This is a genomic window from Archangium sp. Cb G35, from assembly GCF_001896145.1.
GTDB lineage: Bacteria > Myxococcota > Myxococcia > Myxococcales > Myxococcaceae > Archangium > Archangium violaceum.
The window spans coordinates 339,337-363,106 of sequence record NZ_MPOI01000001.1; the positions used below are offsets into that span (position 1 = coordinate 339,337).

At 70.2% G+C, this 23,770-nt stretch carries 20 protein-coding genes; 12 read left to right on the top strand and 8 right to left on the bottom strand.

Annotated elements, in window-relative coordinates; translation table 11 throughout:
- Positions 1 to 2: 2 nt before the first annotated feature.
- Genes BO221_RS01415 through BO221_RS01425 form a run of 3 tightly spaced genes read right to left on the bottom strand, consistent with a single transcriptional unit; the run spans position 3 to position 4,302 of the window.
- A complete protein-coding gene (locus BO221_RS01415; RefSeq protein ID WP_073558529.1) occupies positions 3 to 1,487 on the bottom strand; it encodes a hypothetical protein in 1,485 nt (494 codons plus the stop codon).
- Positions 1,484 to 1,843: a hypothetical protein gene (locus BO221_RS01420; protein ID WP_073558530.1), complete on the bottom strand. Its 360-nt coding sequence runs from the start codon at positions 1,841 to 1,843 to the stop codon at positions 1,484 to 1,486. The genes BO221_RS01415 and BO221_RS01420 overlap by 4 nt, the downstream gene beginning before the upstream one ends.
- On the bottom strand, positions 1,840 to 4,302 hold the full coding sequence (locus BO221_RS01425) for an Hsp70 family protein (protein ID WP_073558531.1): 2,463 nt from the start codon (positions 4,300 to 4,302) through the stop codon (positions 1,840 to 1,842). The genes BO221_RS01420 and BO221_RS01425 overlap by 4 nt, the downstream gene beginning before the upstream one ends.
- A gap of 125 nt (positions 4,303 to 4,427) precedes the next feature.
- On the opposite strand from BO221_RS01425, the gene BO221_RS01430 reads away from it, so the two are divergent.
- The 6 genes from BO221_RS01430 to BO221_RS01455 all read left to right on the top strand — a co-directional run bounded on the left by BO221_RS01430 (position 4,428) and on the right by BO221_RS01455 (position 13,955).
- Positions 4,428 to 5,852, top strand: a complete 1,425-nt coding sequence (locus tag BO221_RS01430) for a WGR domain-containing protein (RefSeq protein WP_073558532.1) — start codon at positions 4,428 to 4,430, stop codon at positions 5,850 to 5,852.
- Position 5,853: 1 nt separating this feature from the next.
- Entirely contained in the window at positions 5,854 to 8,931 is a 3,078-nt protein-coding gene (locus BO221_RS01435; RefSeq protein WP_073558533.1) for a hypothetical protein, read from the top strand.
- The gene (locus BO221_RS01440) at positions 8,921 to 10,564 is read left to right on the top strand and encodes an SWIM zinc finger family protein (RefSeq protein ID WP_073558534.1); all 1,644 of its coding nucleotides are present in this window, start codon (positions 8,921 to 8,923) and stop codon (positions 10,562 to 10,564) included. The genes BO221_RS01435 and BO221_RS01440 overlap by 11 nt, the downstream gene beginning before the upstream one ends.
- 279 nt (positions 10,565 to 10,843) lie before the next feature.
- Positions 10,844 to 12,445 carry a reverse transcriptase family protein gene (locus BO221_RS01445; protein WP_073558535.1) on the top strand — a complete coding sequence of 534 codons (1,602 nt, stop codon included), beginning with the start codon at positions 10,844 to 10,846 and terminating at the stop codon, positions 12,443 to 12,445.
- Positions 12,446 to 12,472: 27 nt separating this feature from the next.
- On the top strand, positions 12,473 to 12,736 hold the full coding sequence (locus BO221_RS01450) for a hypothetical protein (protein ID WP_233165569.1): 264 nt from the start codon (positions 12,473 to 12,475) through the stop codon (positions 12,734 to 12,736).
- Between the two features lie 61 nt (positions 12,737 to 12,797).
- Positions 12,798 to 13,955 carry an ADP-ribosylglycohydrolase family protein gene (locus tag BO221_RS01455; protein ID WP_083680629.1) on the top strand — a complete coding sequence of 386 codons (1,158 nt, stop codon included), beginning with the start codon at positions 12,798 to 12,800 and terminating at the stop codon, positions 13,953 to 13,955.
- Between the two features lie 97 nt (positions 13,956 to 14,052).
- Here BO221_RS01455 and BO221_RS01460 read toward each other — a convergent pair whose 3' ends face one another.
- On the bottom strand, positions 14,053 to 14,640 hold the full coding sequence (locus BO221_RS01460; protein WP_073558537.1) for a GAF domain-containing protein: 588 nt from the start codon (positions 14,638 to 14,640) through the stop codon (positions 14,053 to 14,055).
- A gap of 317 nt (positions 14,641 to 14,957) precedes the next feature.
- Between BO221_RS01460 and BO221_RS01465 the strand changes: the two genes are divergently transcribed.
- Both BO221_RS01465 and BO221_RS01470 read left to right on the top strand, forming a co-directional pair.
- Positions 14,958 to 15,587 (top strand): hypothetical protein, encoded by a 630-nt coding sequence (locus tag BO221_RS01465; RefSeq protein ID WP_073558538.1) that lies wholly within the window; start codon positions 14,958 to 14,960, stop codon positions 15,585 to 15,587.
- A 163-nt stretch (positions 15,588 to 15,750) separates the two neighbouring features.
- The gene (locus BO221_RS01470; RefSeq protein ID WP_233165570.1) at positions 15,751 to 16,932 is read left to right on the top strand and encodes a phosphatidylserine/phosphatidylglycerophosphate/cardiolipin synthase family protein; all 1,182 of its coding nucleotides are present in this window, start codon (positions 15,751 to 15,753) and stop codon (positions 16,930 to 16,932) included.
- A gap of 18 nt (positions 16,933 to 16,950) precedes the next feature.
- Here BO221_RS01470 and nth read toward each other — a convergent pair whose 3' ends face one another.
- The 3 genes from nth to BO221_RS01485 all read right to left on the bottom strand — a co-directional run bounded on the left by nth (position 16,951) and on the right by BO221_RS01485 (position 19,323).
- On the bottom strand, positions 16,951 to 17,589 hold the full coding sequence (nth, locus tag BO221_RS01475; RefSeq protein WP_233165571.1) for an endonuclease III: 639 nt from the start codon (positions 17,587 to 17,589) through the stop codon (positions 16,951 to 16,953).
- A gap of 91 nt (positions 17,590 to 17,680) precedes the next feature.
- Positions 17,681 to 17,911 (bottom strand): hypothetical protein, encoded by a 231-nt coding sequence (locus BO221_RS01480; RefSeq protein ID WP_073558539.1) that lies wholly within the window; start codon positions 17,909 to 17,911, stop codon positions 17,681 to 17,683.
- A 98-nt stretch (positions 17,912 to 18,009) separates the two neighbouring features.
- Positions 18,010 to 19,323, bottom strand: coding sequence for a porin (locus tag BO221_RS01485; protein ID WP_073559397.1), 1,314 nt, complete (start codon positions 19,321 to 19,323; stop codon positions 18,010 to 18,012).
- Between the two features lie 173 nt (positions 19,324 to 19,496).
- Here BO221_RS01485 and BO221_RS01490 point away from each other — a divergent pair, with 173 nt between their 5' ends.
- Both BO221_RS01490 and BO221_RS01495 read left to right on the top strand, forming a co-directional pair.
- Positions 19,497 to 20,465 (top strand): aldo/keto reductase, encoded by a 969-nt coding sequence (locus BO221_RS01490; protein WP_073558540.1) that lies wholly within the window; start codon positions 19,497 to 19,499, stop codon positions 20,463 to 20,465.
- Positions 20,466 to 20,572: 107 nt separating this feature from the next.
- Positions 20,573 to 21,136, top strand: a complete 564-nt coding sequence (locus BO221_RS01495) for a hypothetical protein (protein WP_073558541.1) — start codon at positions 20,573 to 20,575, stop codon at positions 21,134 to 21,136.
- 6 nt (positions 21,137 to 21,142) lie between these two features.
- On the opposite strand, the gene BO221_RS01500 is transcribed toward BO221_RS01495, so the two are convergent.
- On the bottom strand, positions 21,143 to 21,637 hold the full coding sequence (locus BO221_RS01500) for a GNAT family N-acetyltransferase (protein ID WP_073558542.1): 495 nt from the start codon (positions 21,635 to 21,637) through the stop codon (positions 21,143 to 21,145).
- Between the two features lie 213 nt (positions 21,638 to 21,850).
- Between BO221_RS01500 and argC the strand changes: the two genes are divergently transcribed.
- Positions 21,851 to 22,915, top strand: coding sequence for an N-acetyl-gamma-glutamyl-phosphate reductase (gene argC, locus BO221_RS01505; RefSeq protein ID WP_073558543.1), 1,065 nt, complete (start codon positions 21,851 to 21,853; stop codon positions 22,913 to 22,915).
- Positions 22,912 to 23,760, top strand: coding sequence for an acetylglutamate kinase (argB, locus tag BO221_RS01510; RefSeq protein ID WP_073559398.1), 849 nt, complete (start codon positions 22,912 to 22,914; stop codon positions 23,758 to 23,760). Before argC ends, argB begins: the two co-directional genes overlap by 4 nt.
- The last annotated feature ends 10 nt before the right edge of the window (positions 23,761 to 23,770 follow it).

Below are 23,770 nucleotides of genomic sequence, written 5' to 3' on the forward strand. Positions count from 1 at the left end.
TGCTACGCTCCGCAGCCGACGTTGTTCTGGTAGCGACGGCAATCCTCCTCGGTGCCCACGTCGCGCGACTCCGCGAGCAGCCAGAGGAACATGCCGTTCGCGATGGCCTTCTCCTGGCGCTCGTTGAACAGCCACGCGCCCAGGTTGCAGAGGGGAACGTTCACCGCGTCGAAGGCGAGCCGCCGCACCTCGAGCCCGCCGAGGTTCGTGGCCAGGGTGCACTGGTGCTGGAGCGCCAGGAAGTGCCGCCACTCCTCCTCGCTGGGCAGAGGCCGCCGCTCCGCCAGCCGGTACGTCATGTCCTGGGCGGCGGATTCGATGCGCTCGAGGAGCTCGTCGCGGACGCGGTACGCCACGTTCTCCACCATGTCGCTGCCGGGCTCGAGCTGCGCGAGCTTCACCTCCCGGGCCAGGGCCCAGGCCGCCAGCTCCTCCGCCACTTCGTCTCCGAGCACGTCCAGGGCCTCGGCGCCCGCGTGAGGGCCCACGCCCTGTGCCCGCTCCGCCACGAGGTCCCGCACCTTCAGCGATTCCAGCGCCTCGTCCCAGGCGACCGCCGCGGCGGAGAGCGCCACCGCCTCGTGTCCCACGGGCACCCGGGCGAGGGCGGCGTGCAGCTCCAGCGCGCGCGCCAGGGGATCCGCCGCCTGGGTTTCACCGGCCTCCAGGTCCAGCGGGGAGGAGCGGCGGGGAGGGGTCCGCCATGCGCGTTTCAGCAGGGGCCAGGTGGCCCACCAGCGCAGGGCGAGCACCCACCACACCACGAGGAGGAACCTGCTCGCGCGGGGCTCGGCGAGCAGGCGCCGGGCCGAGGCACGGAAGAAGGCGGCGAGCGAATAGGAGCCGCTGCCTTTCAGGGAGAGCTCGAGCACCTCGCGCCACCGTCCGTGGGCGGCGGCGTCGGACAGGCACCACTCAAGCGCCAGCTTCCGGGCGAGCCGGGGCGCGACGCGCTTGTCGAGAAGGCTCACGCTGCGGCACAGGACTCGCGCTGTCTCCAGATCTCCGCGCGAGGCCGCCATCAGCCCGTGGGCGGCGATGCCAGCGCCCCGCAGCGGACTGTCCGCCTTCTCCAGCTTCGCTTCCACGTAGGCCCGGTTCTCGGCGGAAGGATTCCGGGAGCGCAGGAGCGCCCAGGCGGCGGCGAGCGCCTGTCCACCCCGCGCGTCCGAGCCCCAGCTCGCCATGGCCATGTAGCCGAAGCGGGAGGCCCAGCGTGGCCAGCCGAGCGGGATGAACACGCGGCGGGCGGCGGTCCAGGGAAAGCACAGGGCGATCCCCAGCGGCATGAACGGCGCGAAGAGCCACATGCCCCCGAGCCACCCGAACAAGGTGAAGAGCGTGGCCGGGAAGATGAGGAAGAAGGTGAGGAGGAGATAGCCCCAGTTCGTCGCGTAGGGAGACGCCTGTTGTGGCTGCCCCTCCTGGTGCCTGCTCAACAGCCGGAGCGCGACGATGACGCCGATGATGGCTCCGAAGGGAATCATTCCGGCCTCCGCCACCCGAGCCGCACTGGTGCCTCGGGCCAGGGCGCGGGTTCCTCCTTCGCGGGCGTCTGGGCCGCCGGGGTTCCCGGAGGCAGCTGGGCCCAGAGCGCGTGCTGGAGCCGGGTGGCGGGGTCTCGCAGGGTGGCCATGGAGGCGCGGACGAGCTCGGCGGTGCGCGGCATGCGGCCCACGGGCGTGTCGTAGTGCCTGGCCTCGGAGAGCCCCAGCTCCAGCATGGCGAGCAGCTTCTGGCCCTCGCGCTCCACCTCCATGCGGGTGCACGAGGGACGCAGGCCCAGCACATGGAAGGCGTTCTCCTTCAGCCGGGCGAAGACGTCCTTTTCCGACAGGCTCATCGGACCCCCGAGTCGTGTGCCAGCCGGCGCTCCTGCGCGTCCTCCGGCAGCAGCCGCCAGAGCTGCTCCACCACGTGACGCAGCTCCTCGCGGCGCTGCTGCTCCAGGGCGCGCCGGCCCCGCTGCACCAGCTCCTCCGCCTTGGCCACGTCGGAAGCCTCGGACACGCGGCTGGAGGCGGAGTCGAACTGCCACTCCCACGCGGACGGGTGACGGTAGAAGGCCGCGTTGCCCAGCTTGCGGACGCTGCGCAGGTGCCGTTGCAGCTCCACCTGCTGGCGTCCGGCGCGAGCCCGCTCACAGGCCTTCATGGCCTCGTCGAGCAGCTTCTGCTCCGCGGGGCTGCCGAACTGCGCCACCCAGGAGGACGCGAGGGCGAGCTCCTCGCGCACCGTCTCCTCCAGCTCCGGCCAGCGCAGGCCCGACTCCGCCTGCTCCAGCTGCGCGTCCAGATCCAACAGCCCGCGCCGGGCCTTCTGCCCCGCGTCCGCGTCGCCGCCGCGCGCCGCCTCCACGTCCCGTTCGATCTCCGCGAGCGCCTGGTCCGCCTGGGACAGACTGGCCACCACACCGGGAGCGCCCCGGCGGAAGGCCGAGGAGCGCAGCATGGACAGCCGCTCGCGGGCGGCGGTGAGGCCCTCCTGGAGCGACTCGGGCGTGGCGTCTGGCACCTGGAGCTGGGCCACCTGCTCGAACACCTGGCTCAGGGCGGGCACCAGCGCGCGAGCCGACAGCCGGCCTCCGCGGTCCAACTCCAGCGTCAGCTCCACCTCGGCGTCGGCGGGCAGCGAGGCCTTGATTTGATCTCCCCGAATCTCCAGTGCGCCCACGAGCCGGCACAGGTGGGCCCACTCGAGCTCGCCCTGGACGATGGGGATGCGCAGCACGTTGCCGGTGGAGCCCTTCGACACCGCCTCGACGGTGCGCTGGCGGAAGGTGCGGCGGGCGGGGAGGGGAGCGCCGCGCTCGAAGTAGACGCGCACGGCGTTGTTGGCGAGCGCCACGCCGATGCTGCGCGACAGGGGCGGATCGCTCAGGGTGAGGCCCTGGACGATGGTGAACGAGGCGGGAGACAGCGGCACCGGCTTGCCATCGGCGCCCATGCCCTCCAGCCGGAAGGTGTTGGGCTTGCGGGGGACGAGCTCCACGGAGAGGACGAAGGCGCCCTCGGCGGAGAGCGGGGAGTCAGGGCTGCTCCAGCCACCATCCGCCCGGACGAGCCGGACCAGGGCGGGCTTGGGGCCGGAGTCTCCCTCCACGAGGCGGCCCACCACGTGCGGCGACAGGTCCGAGCTCATGGCCGGGTACTGGAGCCACACCTTGCGGCCAGCGGGGGCGGGCTGGGCGCTGGAGGCGGCGGGACGGCCATCGAGCCCGGAGGAGGCGGCGTAGAGGGCGGCGCCCTGGGCCACGAGCGTCATCGGGTCCAGATCCGTGGCGAAGGGAGCGCCCAGCGCGGCCTGCACCTGGGAGCGGAGGAAGGGCATGGCGGTGGGGCCGCCCACCAGCACCACCTTGCCGAGCTGCGAGGGCTCCAGGCCGTGCGCGGCGAGCAGCCGCAGACAGACGTTGATGGAGCGCTGGACCAGGGGGGCGCAGGCGGCCTCCACGCGGGCGCGGGTGAGGATCACGTCCACGTCCACCGGGCCGTTGTCGGTCTCGAAGGCGCCGGGCACGAGGAGGGGCAGCTCGTCGGTGCGGGACAGCTCGATCTTCGCCTCCTCCACGGCGCGCTTCAGCTTGCGCAGGGCGTTGGCGTGGCGTGGGTCCGCGCGGCGGATGTCCACGCCCTGGGTGCGGAGCAGCTCGGCGAGCACCTCGTCGACGATGGCCTGATCGAAGTCTCGGCCGCCGAGGAAGTTGTCGCCATCGTGGCCGACGACGCGGAGCAGACCGTCACGGGTCTCGAGGAGGGACACGTCGAAGGTGCCGCCGCCGAGGTCATAGACGAGCCAGCTGCCCTCGTCGTTGGCGCTCCATCCGGCGGCGAGCGCGGAGGCGACGGGCTCCTGGATGAGCTCGACGCGGGAGAAGCCGGCGAGGCGGGCGGCCTCGGAGGTGGCGGCGCTCTGGGGGAGCTCGAAGAGGGCGGGGACGGAGATGACGGCGCAGGTGGGGGCCACGCCGAGCTGCTGCTCCACGTCCTTGCGGAGGGACTTGAGGATCTCGGCGGCGAGCTCCTCGGGCTTCTTGGAGAGCTTCGCGGCGGCGAACTCGAGGGCCTGGGAGGTGCCCATGAGGCGCTTGAACTCGGAGCGGGTGTTCTGGGGGTCCGAGTCGATGAGGCGGCGGGCGCGGTCTCCGACGGTGACGGCGCCACGCGCGTCGATACGCACCACGGAGGGCGTCAGGTTGGCGCCCTGGGCGTTGCGGATGAGGGTGAGCTTCTCCCCATCGAAGGCCGCCGCGGTGGAGTTGGTGGTGCCGAGATCGATGCCGACGTACAGCGGTGTGGCCATGATGGCGGCGGAGCATACATGGCGGGCGGCTCGGGCGCAGGGGCGGAACCCCGCGAGGTAGGGCTTCCGTCGTGTCAGTTCCTCGGACTACTCTGCACGTACTGCGTCAGCAGGGGGACCTGAGAATGGCCGAGGAACGGACGTACCTGGAGCTGTCGGAGGCGGGTGGCGGGTCGCACAAGTTCTACGAGTTGAAGGTGGAGGGCAACTCCATCACCGTCCGCTACGGCCGCATTGGCGACAAGGGCCAGACGCAGGTCTCCGAGTACCCCACTCCGGACAAGGCACTCGCCGAGGCCAAGAAGAAGATCAACGAGAAGGTTCGCAAGGGCTATGCCCCCGCCGTCATGGGCCAGCGCCAGAAGCGCGCCGTCACCCGCCGCGAAATCACCAGTGGCCGCTCCACCGCGAACCAGGCTCCGATCCTGTGGAAGTTCAACTCGGGCGACCGGGCCTTCGGCATCTTCGTGGACGATGCGCGCTGCTGGGTGGGCAACGAGAGCGGCTCCATCTACTCGGTGAGCCACGAGGGCCAGACGCTCTCCCAGTTCCGGCTCGCCGATGGCGTGAAGTGCATCGTCGCGGATGACCGCTGGCTCTATGCCGGGTGCGACGACGGCCGCGTCTATGACCTCAGCGGCAAGGTGCCGCGCGTCGCGTACAACATCTCCGAGTCCATGGACATCTACTGGCTGGACATCAAGGACGGTGTCCTCGGCGTGTCCGACGCGGGCGGCAAGCTCACCGCCATCAACCACGATGACGAGTCCCAGTGGGAGAAGCAGAGCGTGGGCACCCACGGGTGGATGGTGCGCTGCGACGAGCTGGGCATGTACCACGGCCACGCGCGTGGCGTGACCATGTACGACTGGGAGGACGGCAGCGAAATCTGGCACCGCCCCACCCAGGGCAACGTCATGTTCGGCTGGCAGGAGGAGTCCTCGCTCTACGCCTGCACCAACCAGGGATTCGTGCACCGCTTCTCCAAGAAGGGTGACGTGGGCCCCGTCATGCAGTGCGACGCGGCCGTGTTCTCCTGCGCCGCGGTGGATGACGGCCGCTACGTCTTCGCTGGCGACAACATGTCCAGCGTCTACTGCTTCAACGACAAGGGCGAGCGGCTCTGGAAGCTGGCCACCGGGTGCGGCTCGGCCTTCTCCATGCAGCTCTTCCAGGACCGGCTCTACCTCGTCACCACCGACGGGGTGCTCGCCTGCATCGACGCGAGCGAGAAGGCCATCCAGGCCGCCCAGTCCGGCTCGGTGCCGCAGGCGCGCAGCATCCAGGCCCCCAAGCCCGTGGCCGCCGTTCCCACCGGTACCGTGGAGACGACGCGCGAGACAGGCTCCGGCGTCGTCGTGGAGTGCTACCAGGACGGGCCCCAGCTGCGCGTGCGCGTGGTGTCCCCCGGCTACCACTCCGACTGGCACGTGCAGTTCCCCAAGGACATCCGCGAGGCGGGCGGCCGCTACGTCGTGGAGGGGGTCCGCGAGTCCGCGCGCGGCGGCTTCTATCGCGCCTATGGCGACATCCGCAGGCTGGTGAGCTGACGTGAAACTGCTCGAGCAGGTGGCGCTGCTCTTCCAGGAAGGGAAGAGCGACAAGGTGTACGAGGTGGACCTCCTGGAGGTCTCCCCCGGCCAGTGCGTGGTCAACTTCCGCTACGGACGGCGGGGCACCTCGCTCAAGGACGGCTCCAAGACGCCCGTGCCCGTGCCCCAGGCCGAGGCCAAACGCGTCTTCGACAAGCTCGTCCAGTCCAAACTGGACTCGGGATACGTGCACGCTGGAGCGCCCGGTACGCCCGTGCCGCCGCCCACGCCTCGGGCGCCCGCGGCCCCGCCTCCGAGGGTGGAGGCTCCGGCTGGCCTGTCGCCCCGGGAGAGCGCCCTGCTGGCGCAGTTGCAGCAGGAGTCCAGCGCCCGCCAGTGGTTCCGCCGCGCCAACGTGCGGGCCCAGCAACGGCCCCTGGAGCGCGTCATCTGGCGCGCGGGCGAGCTGCGGCTGCGCGCCGCCGAGCCCCTGCTTCTGCCCATGCTGGAGCGGGCCACGCCCCTGCGGGCCTATACCGTCGCCGCCGCCCTGGGACGCCTGGGCTCGGAGGCGTCGGTGTCCGCGCTCGGGAAGCTCTACGGGGACGTCTCCACGCCGGACATGGTGCGCCGCATGGCCACCGAGGCCTTGCTGCAGCTCTCCGACGAGGCCACCCGCGCAGACTTCCGCGGGGACGTGCTGGCGAAGCTGCCCCCCGCGCTGCGCGAGCCGGCCCGTGCCGGAGACGGCGAGGCCTTCGGCAAGGCGCTCGACGCGCACCTCGCCTCCGGGTCGGCCGAGGCGCTCCAGGTCCTCGAGTCCCTGTACCTCGTGGACTCCGAGGCGGTGCGGCCCGCCTTGCTGCGCGTGCTGCGCACCGTGACCTTCACCGTGCAGTCCGTGAAGGTTCTGCGCCATCTCTTCAAGGCCGCCGAGTACCGCCGGGACGGGGAGGTGTTCGGTCTCATCGCCTGGCGCTACGAGAAGGAGCGCACGCTCGGAGGCAGCCGGCCGCGCGCCTACACGATGGAGACGCGCAAGTATCTCCGGCGCCGGGTGTGGCGCACGCTGCGCCGCCTGGGTGAGCTGGAGAGCCCGGAGTTCGTGAAGATGGCGGTGGGCGTGCTGCTCGCCTTCAGCGACGCGGACGCCGCCAGCCCCCGCACCACCGGTTATGGCCGCTACGTGCAGCAGTGGGACGCCTGGTGGCCCTACTGGGCCTTCAACCACCTGCTGCACCGCCACAGCCAGCGCTACGAGCCGGTGGAGAACCCGCTCCTCTTCCGCTGCAAGGGCTCCTACTACCCCGGAGCGCGGGTACCCGAGGTCCGCGAGGAGGCCTTCCCCAAGTTGTGGGAGCGCACCCCGCAGGGACTGCTGCACCTGCTGGACGAGAGCCAGTGCGCCCCGGTGCACGACTTCGCCTCCCGAGCGCTGCGCGCCTGCCCGGACTTCCTCGCGCGGCTGGACGTGGACGCGGTGGCCATGCTGCTGGAGCGCCCCTACGAGTCCACCGCGCGCCTCGGCTTCGACCTGGCGTTGCAGCGGCTGGATGCGCGGCGCGAGCCCCGGGCCCTGCTGCTCGCGGTGGCGCGCTCCTCGTATGCCCCCGCCCGCCAGCAGGCCTTCCGCTGGATGGACGAGCTGCGCCACGTCCTCATCGAGGACTCCGGCTTCATCGCCGGGCTGGCCACCGCGCGGCATGCGGACACCCGCGCCTATGCCGCCAACCTCGTGCGCGCCTCCGTGCTCTCCGAGCAGGCCGTGCGCACGCTCGTGGGCCGGCTGGTGGCCGCGCTGCTGTCCCTGAAAACGAAGGAGGATGGCCCCATCGCCTCGGACGTGGCCCGCGTGGTGCTCGCCGCGCTGGGGCCCTCGTCTCGCGGCGCCGTGGGACTGGAGGTGGTGCGCGATCTGCTCGCCCACCCCGTGCCCGAGGTGCAGGAGCTGGGCGGCGAGCTGCTCCTGCGCCGCGACCTGCGCACCGAGCCCATTCCGGATGAGCTGCTCCTCCTGCTGGTGCAGTCCGAGCACGCGCCGCTCCGGGCCCTGGGCCTGCGGCTGCTCGCGCTCCTCGCCGAGTCCGAGGCCTCGCTGCTCGCCCAGGAGGCGCTCCTCGTCCGCCTGGCCACCAGCCCCGTGCCGGACGTGCGCGCCGCGGTGCGCCCGCTGCTCGGACGGCTCGTGGCCGCGAGTCCCGCCGCCGGGGCCCGGGCCGTGGAGACCCTGCTGGCCGCGCTGCTGCGACGCCGCCTGCCGGAGGGCATTCCGGCCCACATCGCCGCGCTCCTCTCCGGAGAGCTTTCGCCCGCGCTCGCCGCGTTGCCGGTGGAGACGGCGTGGCGGCTGCTCGACTCCGAGGACGCCGATGCACAGACGGTGGGCGCGGCGCTGCTCGCCCGCCATGGCGCGGTGCTGACGGTGGACGTGCCGCGCGCGGTGCGGCTCGCCGGGCATGACGTGGTGGCGGTACGTGAATGGGCCTGGCGCTGGCTGGAGGCCCATGTCCCCGAGGTGCGTGCGGAGCTGGCCACGGCGGTGGGCCTGCTGGACTCGCGCTGGGACGATGCCCGCGCCTTTGGCTTCCGCTACTTCCGCGAGCGCTTCGCCCCGGAGGACTTCTCGCTGGAGGTGCTCGTCTCCGTGGCGGACAGCATCCGCAAGGACGTGCAGGCCTTCGGCCGGGAGATGCTCACGCGCTCCTTCCGCGAGGAGGACGGGCCCGAGCTGCTCCTGCGCCTGTCCGAGCACCCCGCGCCCTCCGTGCAGCTCTTCGCCACCACGTACCTGGACCGCTTCGCCAGCGGGAAGCCCGCGCTGGTGGAGCAACTGGCGCCGTACTTCATCCGCGTGCTGAGCCAGGTGAACAAGGGCCGCGTCGCGCGCCAGCGCGTGCTGGGTTTCCTCATGCGCGAGGGCCGTGGTAGCGAGGCCAGTGGCCGCGTGGCCCTGGAGGTGTTGCACCGGATGTCAGCCACCATCGCTATAGAGCATCGTGCCTCGGCGCTGGAGGCGATGCTCTCCATCTCCAAGGCGCAGCCGTCGCTCCCCATGCCCTTCGTCATCCGCCCGGTGGAGGTCCGCCGTGCAGTTTGAGTACTCCTACGCGGGCAGCACCTCGGTCCAGAACAGCGGAGACAGCACCTCGCTGTCCTTCTCGCCGGACGTCAAGCGGCCGCCCACCTTCTTCTCCGGCGAGCTGCGCCAGAACGTGGCCTTCCGCGAGGCCATCTCCGCCCTCCACGACGTGGTGGTGTCGGACCTGCGCTTCAAGCCCAAGGACAAGACGGCCTACAAGCTGTGGGCGTCGCAGCAGGAGCAGGTGGACCTGGCGGCCATCGCCGCGCAGCGCCAGTCGGTGGCCATCCGCCTCAAGGCCCTGCGCGAGGAGCTCGCCGAGCTGGAGAAGGAGAGCTCGCGCCGCATGGGCCCCTTCTACGAGGCCCGCGCGCGCTACTACCGCTACCTCTACGAGAAGAACCGCGACTTCTGGTTCGTGCTGGACCCCGTCATCACCATCCACCCGGACGAGTGCTTCTTCGAGTGCTTCAGCCAGGACGAGTCCAGCTACGGCCGGCTCGGCGCCAGCTACGAGGTGTTCCAGAACGTCGGCGAGTTCTCCTGCGGCACCACCAACATCGACTACTCGTCGCCGCTGTATGACGAGTTCCAGAAAATCCGCTCCTACAAGCGCACGCGCTTCGAGGTGGACCCGAGCGGCTTCACCACGCAGACGGGCACGGACACGGCCTACAAGGAGGTGAAGATCGACCTCCCGGACTCGTGGGTGCGTGGCTTCCTGCAGGTGAACTCGGCCATGGCGCTGCCGGCGGTGCGCTTCACGCTGCACCCCATGGACGTGCACAACTTCCTCTTCATCCTCAAGCGGCACAAGGAGAAGACGGGGCCTCGCTCCATGCGCTACAAGCTGGCGCCGGGGCAGCCGGTGAAGGTGGTGTTCGAGCCGTGGGGCACGGAGGTGGTGTGCCGGCGCTCGGTGTACGAGGGCGAGGGCACGCACGACATCCGAGTGTGGGGCCGCCGGCGCATGGGCGTGCTGGAGCGGCTCATCCCCGTGGCGAAGCGCTTCACCGTGCACCTGCTGGGCACGGGGCTGCCGTCCTTCTACGTGGCGGACCTGGGGGACCTGTCCTTCACCCTCGGCCTGTCCGGGTGGACGGCCAATGACTGGTCCACCGCGGGCAACTTCGACCTGCTGGCGCCGCGCGGCCAGGTGGACGAGTTCACCCGCCGCCGTGTCTTCGAGGCCCTCAAGGAGACGTGGTCCGCGAAGCCCGAGGCGCTGGCCTCGAAGCTGGGGCTGGAGCGGGGGGCGGTGCTGGGCGCGCTGTCGGCCTGGACGCAGGCGGGGCGGGCCATCTGGGACTTGAACAAGGGCGTGTACCGGGCGCGCGAGCTGAGCCGCGAGCCCCTGCCCATGGACAAGCTGCGCTTCTCCAACGAGCGCGAGGAGCGTGCCACGCGCTTCCTGGACGCCCGGGCGGTGGACGCGAAGGCCCGGCCCGGGGCGGATGGCTCGCTGGAGCTGAGCGGCACGGTGAAGGAAGGCGCGAAGGTGCTTCGTCCCTCTTTGCGGCTCGACGCGGACCAGCGTATGGTTTTCGGCGAGTGCACGTGCAACTTCTTCCAGCAGAACAAGTTGTTCCGGGGGCCGTGCGAGCACCTGCTCGCGCTGCGGCTCCAGCACTCACGGGTGTCTCGCACATGAGAAAGGGGAGGGTTCGCGCACGCGGCGGTCAGGGGGCAGTACCTTGCAATCCGGACGGTGTTTCGCCGTCCATGCTTCCTGGCCTGTCATGCATCACTGGCCCGCTCTTTACTGTGCGGTACCTCCCTCCCTGTGGCGGCAGCGCTGTCGACCTCGTCGGTCCTGCGCGCCACAGGGAGGGGGTACCGCTTGAGTTGAGACGGTCCAGTCCCGAGAGCAGTACGAAGGAGCTCTCTGACCGCCGCGTGGACGGACTCTCCCCTTCTCTCAAGGCCCGCCATGTCCTCCCAGCCTCCGCGTAACCGACAGGAGCTGTACGACCGCATCCGCGCCGGCTCCAAGGACGAGGTCGTCCTGGAGGAGATGGTGCGCCTGGGCTTCTGGCCGGCACGCAGCGGCCTGCCCGGGGACCCGGCGGACGTCGTCCACCGCCGCAACGAGTTGCAGGGAGAGATTCGCGCGCTCACCAGCGAGCAGAGCCGGCTCGGCAACCTGGAGGCGATGAAGCGCGAGCTGCGCAAGCGGCGGCTGGAGGAGAGCCGGCGCAAGCAGCAGGAGACGAAGGAGCGGCGCGAGCGCGAGCGGCTGGCGCGGGCCGCGGCCTGGAAGGAGCGCAAGGGCAAGGAGCTGCTCTTCCTGGGCCGGGGCGTGTCCGGCGGCCTGAGCGAGCGCACCCCGGACGAGGCGAAGCTGACGCGCCTGGGGCTGCCCGTGCTGGCCACTCCGGAGGTGTTGGCGCAGACGCTGGGGTTGAGCGTGGGGAAGCTCCGGGCGCTGTGCTTCACGCGCACCGCGTCCACCACGAGCAACTACGTGCGCTTCCAGCTGCCCAAGAAGACGGGCGGCACCCGGCTCATCTCCGCGCCCCTGCCGCGCCTGAAGGCGGCGCAGACCTGGGTGCTGGAGAACATCCTCGAGAAGGTGCCCGTGCACGACGCCGCCCACGGCTTCCGCGCGGGGCGCTCCATCGTCACCAATGCCCGGCCCCACGTGGGCGCGGGCGTGGTGGTGAACCTGGACCTGAAGGACTTCTTCCCCTCGGTGCTGTACCCCCGGGTGAAGGGCGTTTTCGTGAAGCTCGGCTACAGCGAGGCCACCGCCACGGTGCTCGCGCTGCTGTGCACCGAGCCGGACGTGGAAGAGGTGGAGCTGGACGGGCAGCGCTTCTTCGTTGCCCAGGGCGGGCGGCGGCTGCCCCAGGGCGCGCCGACGTCGCCCGCGCTGACGAACATCCTCTGCCGGCGGTTGGACCGGAGGCTCGCGGGCGCGGCGCGCAAGCTGGGCTTCGTCTACACGCGCTACGCGGATGACCTCACCTTCTCCGCCCACGGGCCGGGGCCGCACGATGCCGGCGAGCTGCTGCGCTTCGTGCGCTGGCTGGTGGGCGAGGAGGACTTCACCCCGCACCCCGAGAAGACCCGTGTGTTGCGCCGCGGTCGGCAGCAGGAGGTGACGGGCGTCGTCGTCAACGACAAGCCCGGCGTGGACCGCGAGACGCTCAAGCGCTTCCGCGCCCTGCTGCACCAGCTCGAGAAGAGCGGGCCCGAGGGCAAGCGCTGGGGGAACAGCGGGGATGTCATCGCCTCCGCCGTGGGCTACGCCAATTACGTGGCCATGGTGGACCCCGTGAAGGGCAAGGCGCTGCAGCAGAAGGCTCGCGCGCTGGAGGCCCGTTATGGACGCCGCCCCTCGCCTCCGCCGCGTGCGAAGGCGGCGAAGGGGGCCGCACAGGCGGGGAGCTCCGCGCCCGTGTCCTCCGCGGCTCCTCCGGCCCAGGCTCCCGAGACTCCGGCGGCGGCTCCAGCGGCCCCGGCAGCCACTCCGGACAGCGGGCAGAAGCCAGCCGAGCCGCCGAAGAAGAAGTGGTGGAAGCTGTTCTGAGCCGGGACTCGCGGTAGGGTCCGGCGCGTGAATCAAGAAGTCGTCAATACGGACATCGTCGTCCTGGTGGTGGGCGCTCTGCTGGCGCTCGGGGTCCTCTACTGGCTCCTGACCGGCAACGAGGCCAGCCGCCTGAAGGACCAGTACTTCCGCAGCGTCCAGCTGCCCCGGGCCCAGGCCGAGGAGTCGCTCGCGCGCCACCTGGCCCGCCTCCAGGAGCAACACCCCGGCAAGTCCGAGGCCTGGTACCTCCGCCGCGTCCTCGCCGACCTGCATCGCGACCGGCGGTAGCGCGCGCTTCGTCATCCAGCGCTTGTCAGGTTCAGGGATGGGATGGTGTCATTAGTACACCATGAGATCCATTTCCATCGAGAATCCCGGCGGCACCATGGAGGATCGAGCCCAGGGCGCCCTGTGGGGACTCGCCTGGGGTGATGCCCTCGGCTGCCCCGTCGAGACCTGGCGCGCCTCCTTCATCCGTCAGGTGTTCGGGGAGTACGTGGACCTGCCCTCCGAGCAGCCCCTCCAGGCTCTCGCGGGAGATACGAAGCGTCTCTCGCGGCTCCGCCCGCTGGGGCTCCACTCCGATGACACCCAGCAGGGCCTGGCACTCGTCGCCTGTGCGCTCGAGCCCGGCGGGTGGTCGCGCGCCTCCTGGGCCCGCTGGCTCGTCCAGGGCATGCGCCGCAAGGCCTGGCGTGGCTACGGACGCAACTTCAAGACCGCCGTGCAGCAGCTCGCGAAGGGCGGGGCGCCGGAGCACTCAGGCAGCGCCTCGGCCGGCATGGGCGCCGCTATGCGCGTGGCTCCCGTGGGGGCCTTGTTGCGTGACTCGCCCGGCGAGCTCGCCCGCGTCGTCATGGAGTCCTCCATGATGACCCACGCCGATCTGCGCGCCTCCGCCCTGGCCTACGCCGTCGCCTGGTCCGTGGCCGCACTGGTGCGCGGAGAGGCGGTGGACCGGGTACGGGCGGGGGTGGCTCCCGCTGTTCGCGAAGAGGAGGCGCGCTGGCTCCAGATGGGTGAGAAGTGGACCTTCGATCAGACGGGGGGACACCTCGTCTCGGAGACGCTGGCCGCGCTACTGGAGGGGCCCCTGCTTCCTCCCGAGGCCTTGCGCGAGCGCATCTCCGCGCTGGCCCGTCCGCACCTCGCAGAGGGCTTCACCGTCGCGCATCCCAACCAGGGCTTCGCGCTGCTCGGTGGGGCTCATGGACTCGTCCGGGCGCTCACCGCCACCGAGGCTCCTGGCTCCGTGCTCGCGGACATCATCCAGCAGGGCTACGACACCGATACCGTCGCCGCCATCGCCGGAGGTGTTCTGGGGGCGCGGTTCGGGAGCGGGTGGGTTCCTCGTGCCCGGTTGCTCGATGCGGAGCGGCTCGAGCTGTATGCCCGTGCCCTCGTGACCCGGAGCGCGCTTCCCGAGACGCTCGACGTGTTCGTCCAAAAAGAAGCGGCCTGGACCGCTGAGGAAGAGCGGTTCCAGGCCGGACTCGTGAGGCACTGAAGACGGGTGGGAACCCGGGGCCTCGATACCCTCACCCCGACCCTCTCCCGGAGGGCGAGGGAGGGGGTTCACGGTGCGATGACTGGGGCGAGGTGGCTCAGCGCGTGCCCGTCGCCGCGCAGCGCTGCATCATGTTCTCCAGCTCCAGCCGCGTCTGCGCCAGCTGCTCGCGCCGCATGTCCTGGCGCAGCGCGTTCGACAGCGAGCGCGACAGCGTCCGGACCACCGTCAGCTCATCCGACGACCACCGGCGCTCCTTCTTGCAGTCGTCCAGCCGCAGGAAGCCCCACCACTGGCCGTTGATGTTGCCCACGTTGATGGGGCTCAGCAGCACCGACTGCACCCCCTGCGCCTCCAGGTTCACCTGCAGCGGCCCCTGGATGTTGCGCACCAGATCCCAGACCGGCTGCCCGCGCGAGAGCACCTCCACCCAGCCCGCCATCTGATCCTTCAGCGGGAACGTCTGGATGAGCGGCGTCATCGGCGCCGTGCCCCACGCGTGCCGCAGCGGCGCCAGGCGCTTGCCCGGCATCGTCGCCGTGCTGTTCTCGTACACCACCGCCCGGTCCACCCCGAGTGCCTTGCCCACCATCTCGATGGCCGACATCACCGCCTGGCCAGAGAATCCGTGCTCCACCAGCAGCTTCGAGGCCTCGGTCACCTTCGTGAATGCTTCGAGCGACATCGCATCCTCACGTTCCGAGGGAGTACCCGGACTTGAATCGGGGAAAACTTGATTGAGCCGACTTCTCAGCGACTCATGGGTTCATTGAACACCAAGGGGATTCGGACTGTCAAGCCTGTCTGGATTTTATCAGCTCTTTTGGAATTCCAGTCTTCCCGCATCGGAGAACCTTTCACGGTGAGCGCGTGCGCAGGACTCTCTGGGTGTGGTTCAGCGCCTGTCACCGTTTGATGGAGCCGCGCATCGGAGGGCCGGGCTCGGTTAGCCTCCGGTCAGCCGGTGCCGGCTGGCCAGGCCCGGACAGGAGGTCCCGACGGATGGAGAGCCTGGAGTCTCGCCTGGAGTTGCTGGAGCGCCGTTGCCGCCGCCTGCAAGCCGTCACCCTGGCCGCACTCGCACTCGGAGCGCTTGGCGTGGGCATGGCCCTGCTGCGCCCCGTGGGGGCCTCGACGGGCGGGGAGCTGGTGGCCTCGCGCCTCACCCTCATGGATGGCCAGGGCCGCACCCGCGCCACGCTCTCGGCCCAGGAGGGCGGTGAGGGAGGGCTGGTGCTGCACGATACCCAGGGCCGGCCTCGCGCCCTGCTCGGCGTGGATGCCAGCGGCTCGCCCCGCCTGCGCTTCGCCACCGCCGAGGGCTCCATGCTCGCCGAGCTCACCGTGTACTCGGAGGAGGCCCCGCGCCTCGTGCTCGGCAACAACGGGGGTTCCGAGTTCTTCTCCGTGGGGCTGATGCCCGATGGGTCCTCGCGCCTGGAGCTCGCGGATGGAGATGGGCGTCCGCGGGCCATCCTCGGCGCTGATGAGCACGGCGCTCCCGGGTTGCTGCTCGTGGACCGCAAGGGCCAGCCCCGCGCCTCGCTGCGCGTGTCTCCCAAGGATGACGCGAGCCTCGTGCTCGAGGGCCAGGACGGCCAGGTGTTCCGCGCCCCGTCCTCCGTGCAGTAGTCCTGGGAGGGCAGGCAGGCAGGCGGGCCCGGCGCTCCGTGTGAGGGTTTCCCCGGCCCGGCATCGTCCCTACCTTCCCACGGCCATGGAATCGCCACCAACGGAAGCACAGGACTGGGAGGCGCCGGACCACCGCAATCGCCAGCACGAGATGCGCGGCCCCATGACGCTGCCGCCCGGGCTGGGAGCCTTCAATCATGCGCTCTATCAGTCCACCCGTGTACGGCTCGAGCCGGGTCACCGGGTGGAGTTGGTGGAGAACGGCGCCATCTTCGATGAAATCGTCGAGGCCATCCGTCAGGCCACCGAGTCCGTCCACATCCTCGTCTTCATCTGGCGGCCCAGCGAGCCATCCGCGCGCATCGTGGAGGCGCTGTGTGAGCGCGCCCGCGCCGGAGTCGCCTGCCGCGTCATCGTGGACCCCGTGGGCAGCGAGGAGGTCCGCGGCGAGCACGACTTCGACCCGATGGTGGAGTGGCGGCTGCGCGAGGGCGGCGTCGAGGTGCACTACTTCCGGCCGCTCTCGGGGCGTTGGCTCGGCCGGCTCTTCGGGCGGACGCACCACAAGCTCGTCCTCATCGACGGGAAGGTGGGATTCACCGGGGGCTTCGGCATCTGGAAGTCCTGGCAGGGCCAGGGAGACAGTCCCGAGGAATGGCGCGACACCAACGTGCGCGTGGAGGGCCCCGCGGTGCGCGACATGCAGATCGCCTTCGCGCGCTCGTGGCAGGAGTGTGGTGGCGCACTGCTTCCGGAGAGCTGCTTCCCCGAGCCGTCCAGCGAGGGCGAGGGTGATACCTGCGCGGGCTTCGTGGAGAGCATTGGCGCTTCCGGCATCTCCGAGGCCGAGCGCATGTTGCGCATGGTGTTCGCCGAGGCGCGTGAGCGGCTGTGGATCGCCAACGCCTACTTTACCCCGCCCAAGGCCATCCTCGAGCAGTTGCTGGAGAAGCGGAAGCAGGGCGTGGACGTGCGGGTGCTCGCGGCCGGGCCCGTGCACGACTGGCGCATCGTCCGCGCCTCGCAGCGCGCCACCTACGAGCGGATGCTGAAGGGCGGCGTCCGCATGTGGGAGTACCAGCCCTCCATGATGCACTCCAAGACGGTGCTCGTGGACGACTGGCTGACCGTGGTGGGCTCCACCAACCTGGACGCGCTGTCGCTGCACCGCATGCGCGAGGGCTCCCTGGTGGTGGCCGACAAGAGGCTCGCCGCGAAGCTGGCGAAGTGCTGGGCGCGGGACCTGGCGCACTCGAAGGAGGTGACGCTCTCGCACGGTGGGCGCACCAACCCATGGCGGCGGTTCGCGCGGCGGGTGACGCAGCTGCTCGCCCTGGACCGCTGAGGCAACGGCGCCGCCGCCTCAGCGCGGATGGCGCACGCCCACCTGCCGGCACATGGACAGCACCGGACACGTGGAGCACTTCGGCTGCGTGCCCGTGCACACGTGCTTGCCGAAGGGCACCAGCAGCCGGTTGAGCTCCACCCAGTGCTCCCGGGGCAGCACCGCCTCCAGCGCGGCCAGCGTCTGCTCGGGGGTGCTCGCCCGCACGTAGCCCCAGCGGTTCGTCACCCGGTGCACGTGGATGTCCACGCTGATGCGCTCCTGCCCGCAGGCGATGCCCAGCGCCAGGTGAGCGCACTTGGGCCCCACGCCCTTGAAGGTCTGCAGCACCTGGGCGTCGCACGGCAGCTCGCCGCCGAATTCCTCCACCGTGCGCGTGGCGAGGGTGTGCAGCGTCCCCGCCTTCTGCTCGGAGAACGTCACGGGGCGGATGAGGACGCCAATGCGCTCCGGCCCCAGTTGGCGCATGGCCTCGGGCGTGCGGGCCTGGGACAGCAGCCGCAGCGCCACGGGCAGCGTCACCTCGTCGCGCGTGCGGATGGACAGGATGCAGCCCACGAGTTGCTCGAAGAGGCTCGCATGGCCGCGCGCCGCCAGCTCGAACATGGCGGCGTCCGCGAAACCCCGGATGGACTCGCGCACCCGCGCGAGCACCACGCCGAGGTCGAAGGGCTCCTTGTCCGCTCGGGGGGACGCCTCCGGGGCTGTCCGGGCCGTCCGTCCGCTGCGGCTCGCCGGGGCCCGGAGACTACTGGGAGCCCGCTTTCGAGCTACCGGGGGCATGGATCTTCCGGGTGTCTTCCTTGCCCGGCTTGTTGGGGCCGCCGTGGGTGCCGAACTCGCCCGCGTTGCGGTGCTTGGGAAACTCCTCGTCGTCCCGGCGCTCGCGGCCCTGACCCGAGACGTCATCCTTCTTCGGATTCAGCTTCTCCTGGTCCTCGCTGGCCTGCAGCTTTCCCTTGTCCTGATCCTGTGCCATCCGGGCACCTCCTGTTCCCGGTGAACATGGGGATGCCCTGGGGGGCTGGCCGCCGCGTACTGGCGCTTCGCCGGGCGGGCGGCCTGGCGAGCGGCCCGTCAGTAGTTCACCTGGACCTGGATGCGCGTCAGGTGCCCCTGCTCCTGCTCGTAGGGCGCACGCGAGGAGGTGCGATCCGAGAGGACGTAGGCGCCCGTCACCTCCAGGGCCTTGAGGATCTGCCACTCCACGCCCAGCTCCAGCTCGCGCACGTCGTAGCGGGGGGCGTTCGTCTCGGCCTTCTTTCCGCCCTGGTAGAGGGTGCCTCTCACATAGGGGAGGAACGAGATGCCGAGCACATTGTCCAGCCGGTACATGAGCTGCGCATAGCCACCGTGCAGCGGGCGGCTGGCGACGACGGTGTTCTCGTCTCCCTCGCCGAGGGACGGGCCACGTCCCACGTTGTACTCGGCGACGAAGCCGATGGGCTGCGGGTAGATGACCAGGCTGGCGACGGCGCGGGTATCGACCATGTTGCTGTCGCCCTGGATGGTGTACCCGGTGCTGGTGGAGACGTTGTAGCGGCCGTAGTAGCCCGCCACTCCGACCTCGACGTACTGCTTGCCGAACAGGAAGGGCCAGGTGACGCGGGCCACGGCGTGCGGGGTGTCGTTGCGATCGGAGCGGTTGGCGCCCTGGCCGTTGAAGACGCCGAAGCCCACCACGCCGTAGTCGCCCGAGCCCTTGAGCTTGCTGTTGGCCAGGTCCGCGAAGCGCTGGCGGATCTCCGCAGGCTCCCAGTAGAAGAAGGCACCCAGATCGCGCTCGTCCCGGAACGCGCTGTTGATGGCGTCGTTACGGTCGAGCGGGGCGCGGTTCTGGCTCGACTGGAGGTTCTCGAAGCCGTAGGGCACCTTCGACTGGCCCACGCGCATCCGGAACTCCTTCTTCGCATCGAAGAAGATGTCGGCGTACCAGTCCCGCATGATGGCCACGTTGAGCTGATCTCCGATGGCGGAGGCGAAGTCGGGCTGCAGGTAGATGGAGACGTGCTCGTGGACGTCGCCGAAGATGACGAGCCGCGCCCGCCGGATGCCGAAGCCTTGATTCTTCCCGAGGAAGCGGTCGCCCTGGTCGTTGACGAGGTCGTCGTTCCTCTCGAAGCTCGGGAGGCGGTTGTAGCGGAACTGCGTGTAGCCCCGGAACTTGATGCGCTCGTACCAGGGCGTCTCCTTCTCCTTCTCCTTGGCCTCGGGAGGCAGCGCGGCCGCGGGTGCCGGTGTGGCGGGAGAGGCCGCCGTCCCGGGCGGCTGGGCGGGCTCGGCGGCGGGAGGCGGGGAGGCCGGCTCCTGCTGGGCCAGCGAGACGGGGGACAGCAGCAGGGCGGTACCGGACAGCAGCGCTTGGAAGACGGGGCGGTGGGAAGAAGACATGGCGGGCATGAATGCTTCGCGCCTGCAAGAGCGGAAGCGCTCCCAGGACGTTGTGACGTGCTCGCTACCGAATCGGACGGGACAGCGCAATCTGGAGAATCACTGTTGCAGGGACGTCACATGGGTGCCTTCCTGGTGTTGCAAGGCTCACGGACGTCAGGAGGAAGACAGCGGTGATACAGCGAAGACTGGGGCGCTCGGACATCGAGATCTCCGCCATTGGATTGGGGTGCTGGCAGTTCTCCGAGGGCTCTGGCCTGGCGGGTGGTTTCTGGGAGGCCCTGCCCACCCAGACGGTGGAGGAGATCGTCGACGCGTCCCTGCGCGGGGGCATCAACTGGTTCGACACCGCCGAGGCCTACGGCGATGGCCGCTCGGAGCGGGCCCTCGCCAGCGCCCTCACGCGGCTGGGGAAGAAGCCCGGTGAGGCCGTCGTCGCCACGAAGTGGTTTCCGTATCCGTTCCGCGGCGCCTCCAGCATCGTCAGCACGATTGGCGACCGGCTCACGAACCTGAATCCCTTTGGAATCGACCTGCATCAGATCCACCAGCCCTTCGCGTTCACCACGGTCGCGGCCCAGGCCAACGCGATGGCGGACCTGGTCCAGGCGGGGAAGATCCGCACGGTGGGTGTGAGCAATTTCTCCGCGAAGCGGATGCGCGCGTTCCATGACGTGCTGGCCAGCCGGGGCATCCCGCTCGTGTCCAACCAGATGCAGTACAGCCTGCTGGACCGGCGCATCGAGTCGAATGGGGTGATGGCCGCGGCGAAGGAGCTCGGCATCACCATCATCGCGTACTCACCGCTCGCACAGGGCCTGCTCTCGGGCAAGTTCCACGAGGATCCGACGCTCATCCAGAACCGCGTGGGCCCGCGCAAGTTCCTGCCGAGCTTCCGCGCCAAGGGGCTCGAGCGCAGCCGTCCGCTCATCGAGGAGCTGCGGAAGATCGCCACCGCCCACGGCGTCACGCCCTCGCAGGTGGCCCTCAACTGGTTGATCCACTTCCACGGGGACACGGTGGTGGTCATCCCGGGAGCGACGAAGGGGCGCCACGCCGAGGAGAACGTCGGGGCGGGGAAGTTCACCCTCTCGCCCGACGAGCTGCGCCGCATCGACGAGCTGTCGCGGCAGTTCCTCTGAGAGGGCAGGGGCCTGGAATCCGGGTCCGGCTTCCCGGGGGTTGTCACGATGCCTACCCTGTGTGCGTGCTTGACGGCGTGAATGACAGGGAGCAGGCAGGCAACCCCATGGGGAACACGGAGCAGGCGCTCATCCGGCGGCTGGAGGCGCGCTTCCGGCGGATGACCGAGGTGCTCTACGACACCAGCGTGTCTCCTCTGGTTCTGGATGATGAGGTCATGCCCTTCATCGGGGAGGACATCACCTTCAAGGATCCCTGGCAGCAAGGGACTGGCCGCGAGATCTACCGGCGTGGCGCGGCCGGCTTCCACTGCATGTTCTCCTTCGACTTCGACATCTTCCAGTTGAACGTCCAACTGGAGGAGGGCCTCCGGGGCGGCCGGGCGATTGTCGACGGCATCATGAACCTGAAGCAGTTCAGCTGGCTGTACACGTACCCGCTCCGGACGATCCTCGTCTACGAGTTCTCCCTCGTGGGCTCCACGGTGGAGGAGCTGAAGCCCGTGGTCCACGTGCACGAGGAGATGTGGAGCCTGGGCGACATGATCGCCGCCGTTCCCGGGGTGGGCCGGCTCTACAAGAACGTCTTCCGCAAGGGCTTCAGCCAAGGCTTCCTGGTGGCCTCGGCGCTCTGCCGCCGCGTGCGTGGGGCCGCGGCGACGCGAGGCTGAGACGGCTCAGCGCAGCTCGAGCGCGTACCAGCGATCGCAGCCGAAGTGGCCCGTGGCTCCCATGGGGGCACGGAGCGGCTGGAAGCCCAGGCGCTGGTAGAGCTTCTGCGCCTGCGTCATCGCCGCGAGCGTCTCCAGGTAGCACGTGCGGTAGCCCGCAGCCCGGGCGAACGCGAGGCACTGGCCCAGCAGTTGCTCGCCCACGCCCCGCCCGCGTACCTCGGGCAGGAAGTACATCTTCCGCAGCTCGCAGACGCTGGGATCGCCGCCGTCCAGGGGGGCGATGCCGCCTCCACCCAGCACGCGGCCCGTTTCGTCCTCCACCACCCAGTAGGCGCAACCCGGGCGCGCGTAGGCCGCGCTCATGCCGTTCACCTCGGGGTCGTGGATGGCGAAACCCGGGCCGCTCGCGCCGAACTCGGGCATGACCTGTCGGATGACCGCCGCCACCGCCGCGTCGTCTCGCGGCTCGATGGGGCGCAGATTCAGTTCCGTGCTCATGGGAGGCCCAACGTTCCACAGCCTCCGCCCCGAGGCCAGCACCGAGCGGCACACTCCAGACGGCTCATACCCCGGGTATGTGCGCCTCCGGGGAGGAGTAGGGGAGATGACAGCTGGGCATGGCCCGACGCGTCAGCGGTTCGGTGAGGTGGATTTCCCGGCCTGGGCCCCCCTATACACCCGCCCGGGAAGTCCCTCCCGGAGACAGTGCACATGGCCAACAAGGTCAAGGCAGTCCTCATCGGCGGTACCGGTTACGGCGGAGCCGAGATCCTCCGCCGGCTCCTCTTCAACCCCAACGTGGAAGTGGTCCGCGTCACGGCGGTGGACAACATCGGCAAGAAGGTGGGCGACGTCCACTTCAACCTCGCCGGGCTCACCGACCTCACCTTCCAGGAGATGCCCCCCGCCCAGGCCGTGGCCGGCGCGGACGTGGCCTTCCTGGCCATGCCCCACAAGACCACCGCCAAGGTGGTGCTGGACATCCTCAACACGGGCGTGCGCATCGTGGACCTGTCCGGCGACTTCCGCCTGCGCGACGCGGCCGCCTACGCGAAGTATTACGGCGTGGACCACCCGGCGCCGCAGATGCTCACCGACGGCTCCTTCACCTACGGCATGCCCGAGCTCAACCGCGAGGCCATCCGCAAGGCGCGCTACATCGCCAGCCCCGGTTGCTTCGCCACCACCATCGCGCTCGGCCTGATGCCGCTGGCGAAGGCGGGCCTGCTCACCGGCCCCATCCACACCGTGGCCGCCACGGGCTCCTCGGGCAGCGGCGCCAACCCGCAGATTACGACCCACCACCCGCTGCGCGCGGCCAACCTGCGCACATACAAGCCGCTCGAGCACCAGCACATCCCGGAGATCCTCCAGACGCTGCGCATCGCGGGCGGCAAGGAGGACATGTCGCTGGAGTTCGTGCCCGTGTCGGCGCCGCTGCCGCGCGGCATCTTCTCCACCTCGTTCGCCGAGGTGCCCGCCTCCGTCACGCAGGAGCAGCTCACCGCCGCGTGGAAGACGGCGTATGGCAACGAGCCCTTCATCCGGATTGTCGGCGGCGGCCGGCAGCCCGAGGTGGTGGGCGTGTCCGGCAGCAACTACGTGGAGGTGGGCTTCACGCTCGGCCCCGTGACGGGCAACACCCGGCGCGTGGTGTGCTTCTCCGCGCTCGACAACCTGGTGAAGGGCGGCGCGGGCCAGGCCATCCAGAGCTTCAACCTCATGATGGGCTGGGACGAGCGCCTCACCCTCGCTGAGCCGGGGTTGTGGCCGTGAGCGGGCTCTCCGACTTCCGCGGGCGCTGGTTCGTCGTGAAGATTGGCGGCGAGCTGGCCATGGACAAGCCGAAGCTCGCCGCGAGCGTGGGCGCCGCCGTGCGCGCCTTCCTCGGCGCGGGCATCCGCGTGGCCGTCATCCACGGTGGTGGGCCCCAGGCCACGGAGATGCAGAAGCGGCTCGGCCTGCAGCCGAAGATGGTGGCGGGCCGCCGCTACACCGACGAGGCCACCCTCGAGGTGATGAAGATGACGCTCGCGGGCCAGGTGTCGGTGGACGTGGCCTCGGCCTTCCGCATCGCGGGCGTGCCCGCCCTGTGCACCACCGGCATGTCCGCCGGGCTCATCGATGCGAAGCGCCGGCCTCCCAAGGTGATGAGCGGCGCGGGCCCGGAGCCGGTGGACCTGGGACTCGTGGGGGATGTCACCGGCGTGAACACCGAGGCCTTCCAGCGCATCTCGGACGCGGGCTTCGTTCCGGTGCTCGGCTCGTTGTCGGGTGATGCCGAGGGCAACGTGTTCAACGTCAACGCGGACACGGTGGCCACCCGCGTGGCCGCGAAGCTCGGGGCGGCGAAGTTGTTCCTCGTGTCCAACGTGCCCGGCGTGCTCGCCAACAAGGACGATCCGTCCACCCGGCTGCCCACGCTGACTCCCGCCGAGGCCCGCGCGAAGATTGCCTCCGGTGTCATCCAGGGCGGCATGATTCCCAAGGTGGAGGAGAGTCTGGAGATGCTGGAAGAGGGCATCGAGGCCATCCACATCGTGGGCATCTCGCCCAACGACGCCGTGCTGCGCGAGGCCGAGAAGGCCGGCAGTCAGGGCACCGCGTTCCTGCGCGGATAGTGGATGGGCG

Excerpts from the sequence above, each read along its gene's own strand:
- BO221_RS01415 (WP_073558529.1), bottom strand. The coding sequence starts at position 1,487 with ATGATTCCCTTCGGAGCCATCATCGGCGTCATCGTCGCGCTCCGGCTG.
- BO221_RS01420 (WP_073558530.1), bottom strand. The coding sequence starts at position 1,843 with ATGAGCCTGTCGGAAAAGGACGTCTTCGCCCGGCTGAAGGAGAACGCC.
- BO221_RS01425 (WP_073558531.1), bottom strand. The coding sequence starts at position 4,302 with ATGGCCACACCGCTGTACGTCGGCATCGATCTCGGCACCACCAACTCC.
- BO221_RS01430 (WP_073558532.1), top strand. The coding sequence starts at position 4,428 with ATGGCCGAGGAACGGACGTACCTGGAGCTGTCGGAGGCGGGTGGCGGG.
- BO221_RS01445 (WP_073558535.1), top strand. The coding sequence starts at position 10,844 with ATGTCCTCCCAGCCTCCGCGTAACCGACAGGAGCTGTACGACCGCATC.
- BO221_RS01455 (WP_083680629.1), top strand. The coding sequence starts at position 12,798 with ATGAGATCCATTTCCATCGAGAATCCCGGCGGCACCATGGAGGATCGA.
- BO221_RS01460 (WP_073558537.1), bottom strand. The coding sequence starts at position 14,640 with ATGTCGCTCGAAGCATTCACGAAGGTGACCGAGGCCTCGAAGCTGCTG.
- BO221_RS01465 (WP_073558538.1), top strand. The coding sequence starts at position 14,958 with ATGGAGAGCCTGGAGTCTCGCCTGGAGTTGCTGGAGCGCCGTTGCCGC.
- BO221_RS01470 (WP_233165570.1), top strand. The coding sequence starts at position 15,751 with ATGACGCTGCCGCCCGGGCTGGGAGCCTTCAATCATGCGCTCTATCAG.
- BO221_RS01480 (WP_073558539.1), bottom strand. The coding sequence starts at position 17,911 with ATGGCACAGGATCAGGACAAGGGAAAGCTGCAGGCCAGCGAGGACCAG.
- BO221_RS01485 (WP_073559397.1), bottom strand. The coding sequence starts at position 19,323 with ATGTCTTCTTCCCACCGCCCCGTCTTCCAAGCGCTGCTGTCCGGTACC.
- BO221_RS01495 (WP_073558541.1), top strand. The coding sequence starts at position 20,573 with ATGGGGAACACGGAGCAGGCGCTCATCCGGCGGCTGGAGGCGCGCTTC.
- BO221_RS01500 (WP_073558542.1), bottom strand. The coding sequence starts at position 21,637 with ATGAGCACGGAACTGAATCTGCGCCCCATCGAGCCGCGAGACGACGCG.
- argC (WP_073558543.1), top strand. The coding sequence starts at position 21,851 with ATGGCCAACAAGGTCAAGGCAGTCCTCATCGGCGGTACCGGTTACGGC.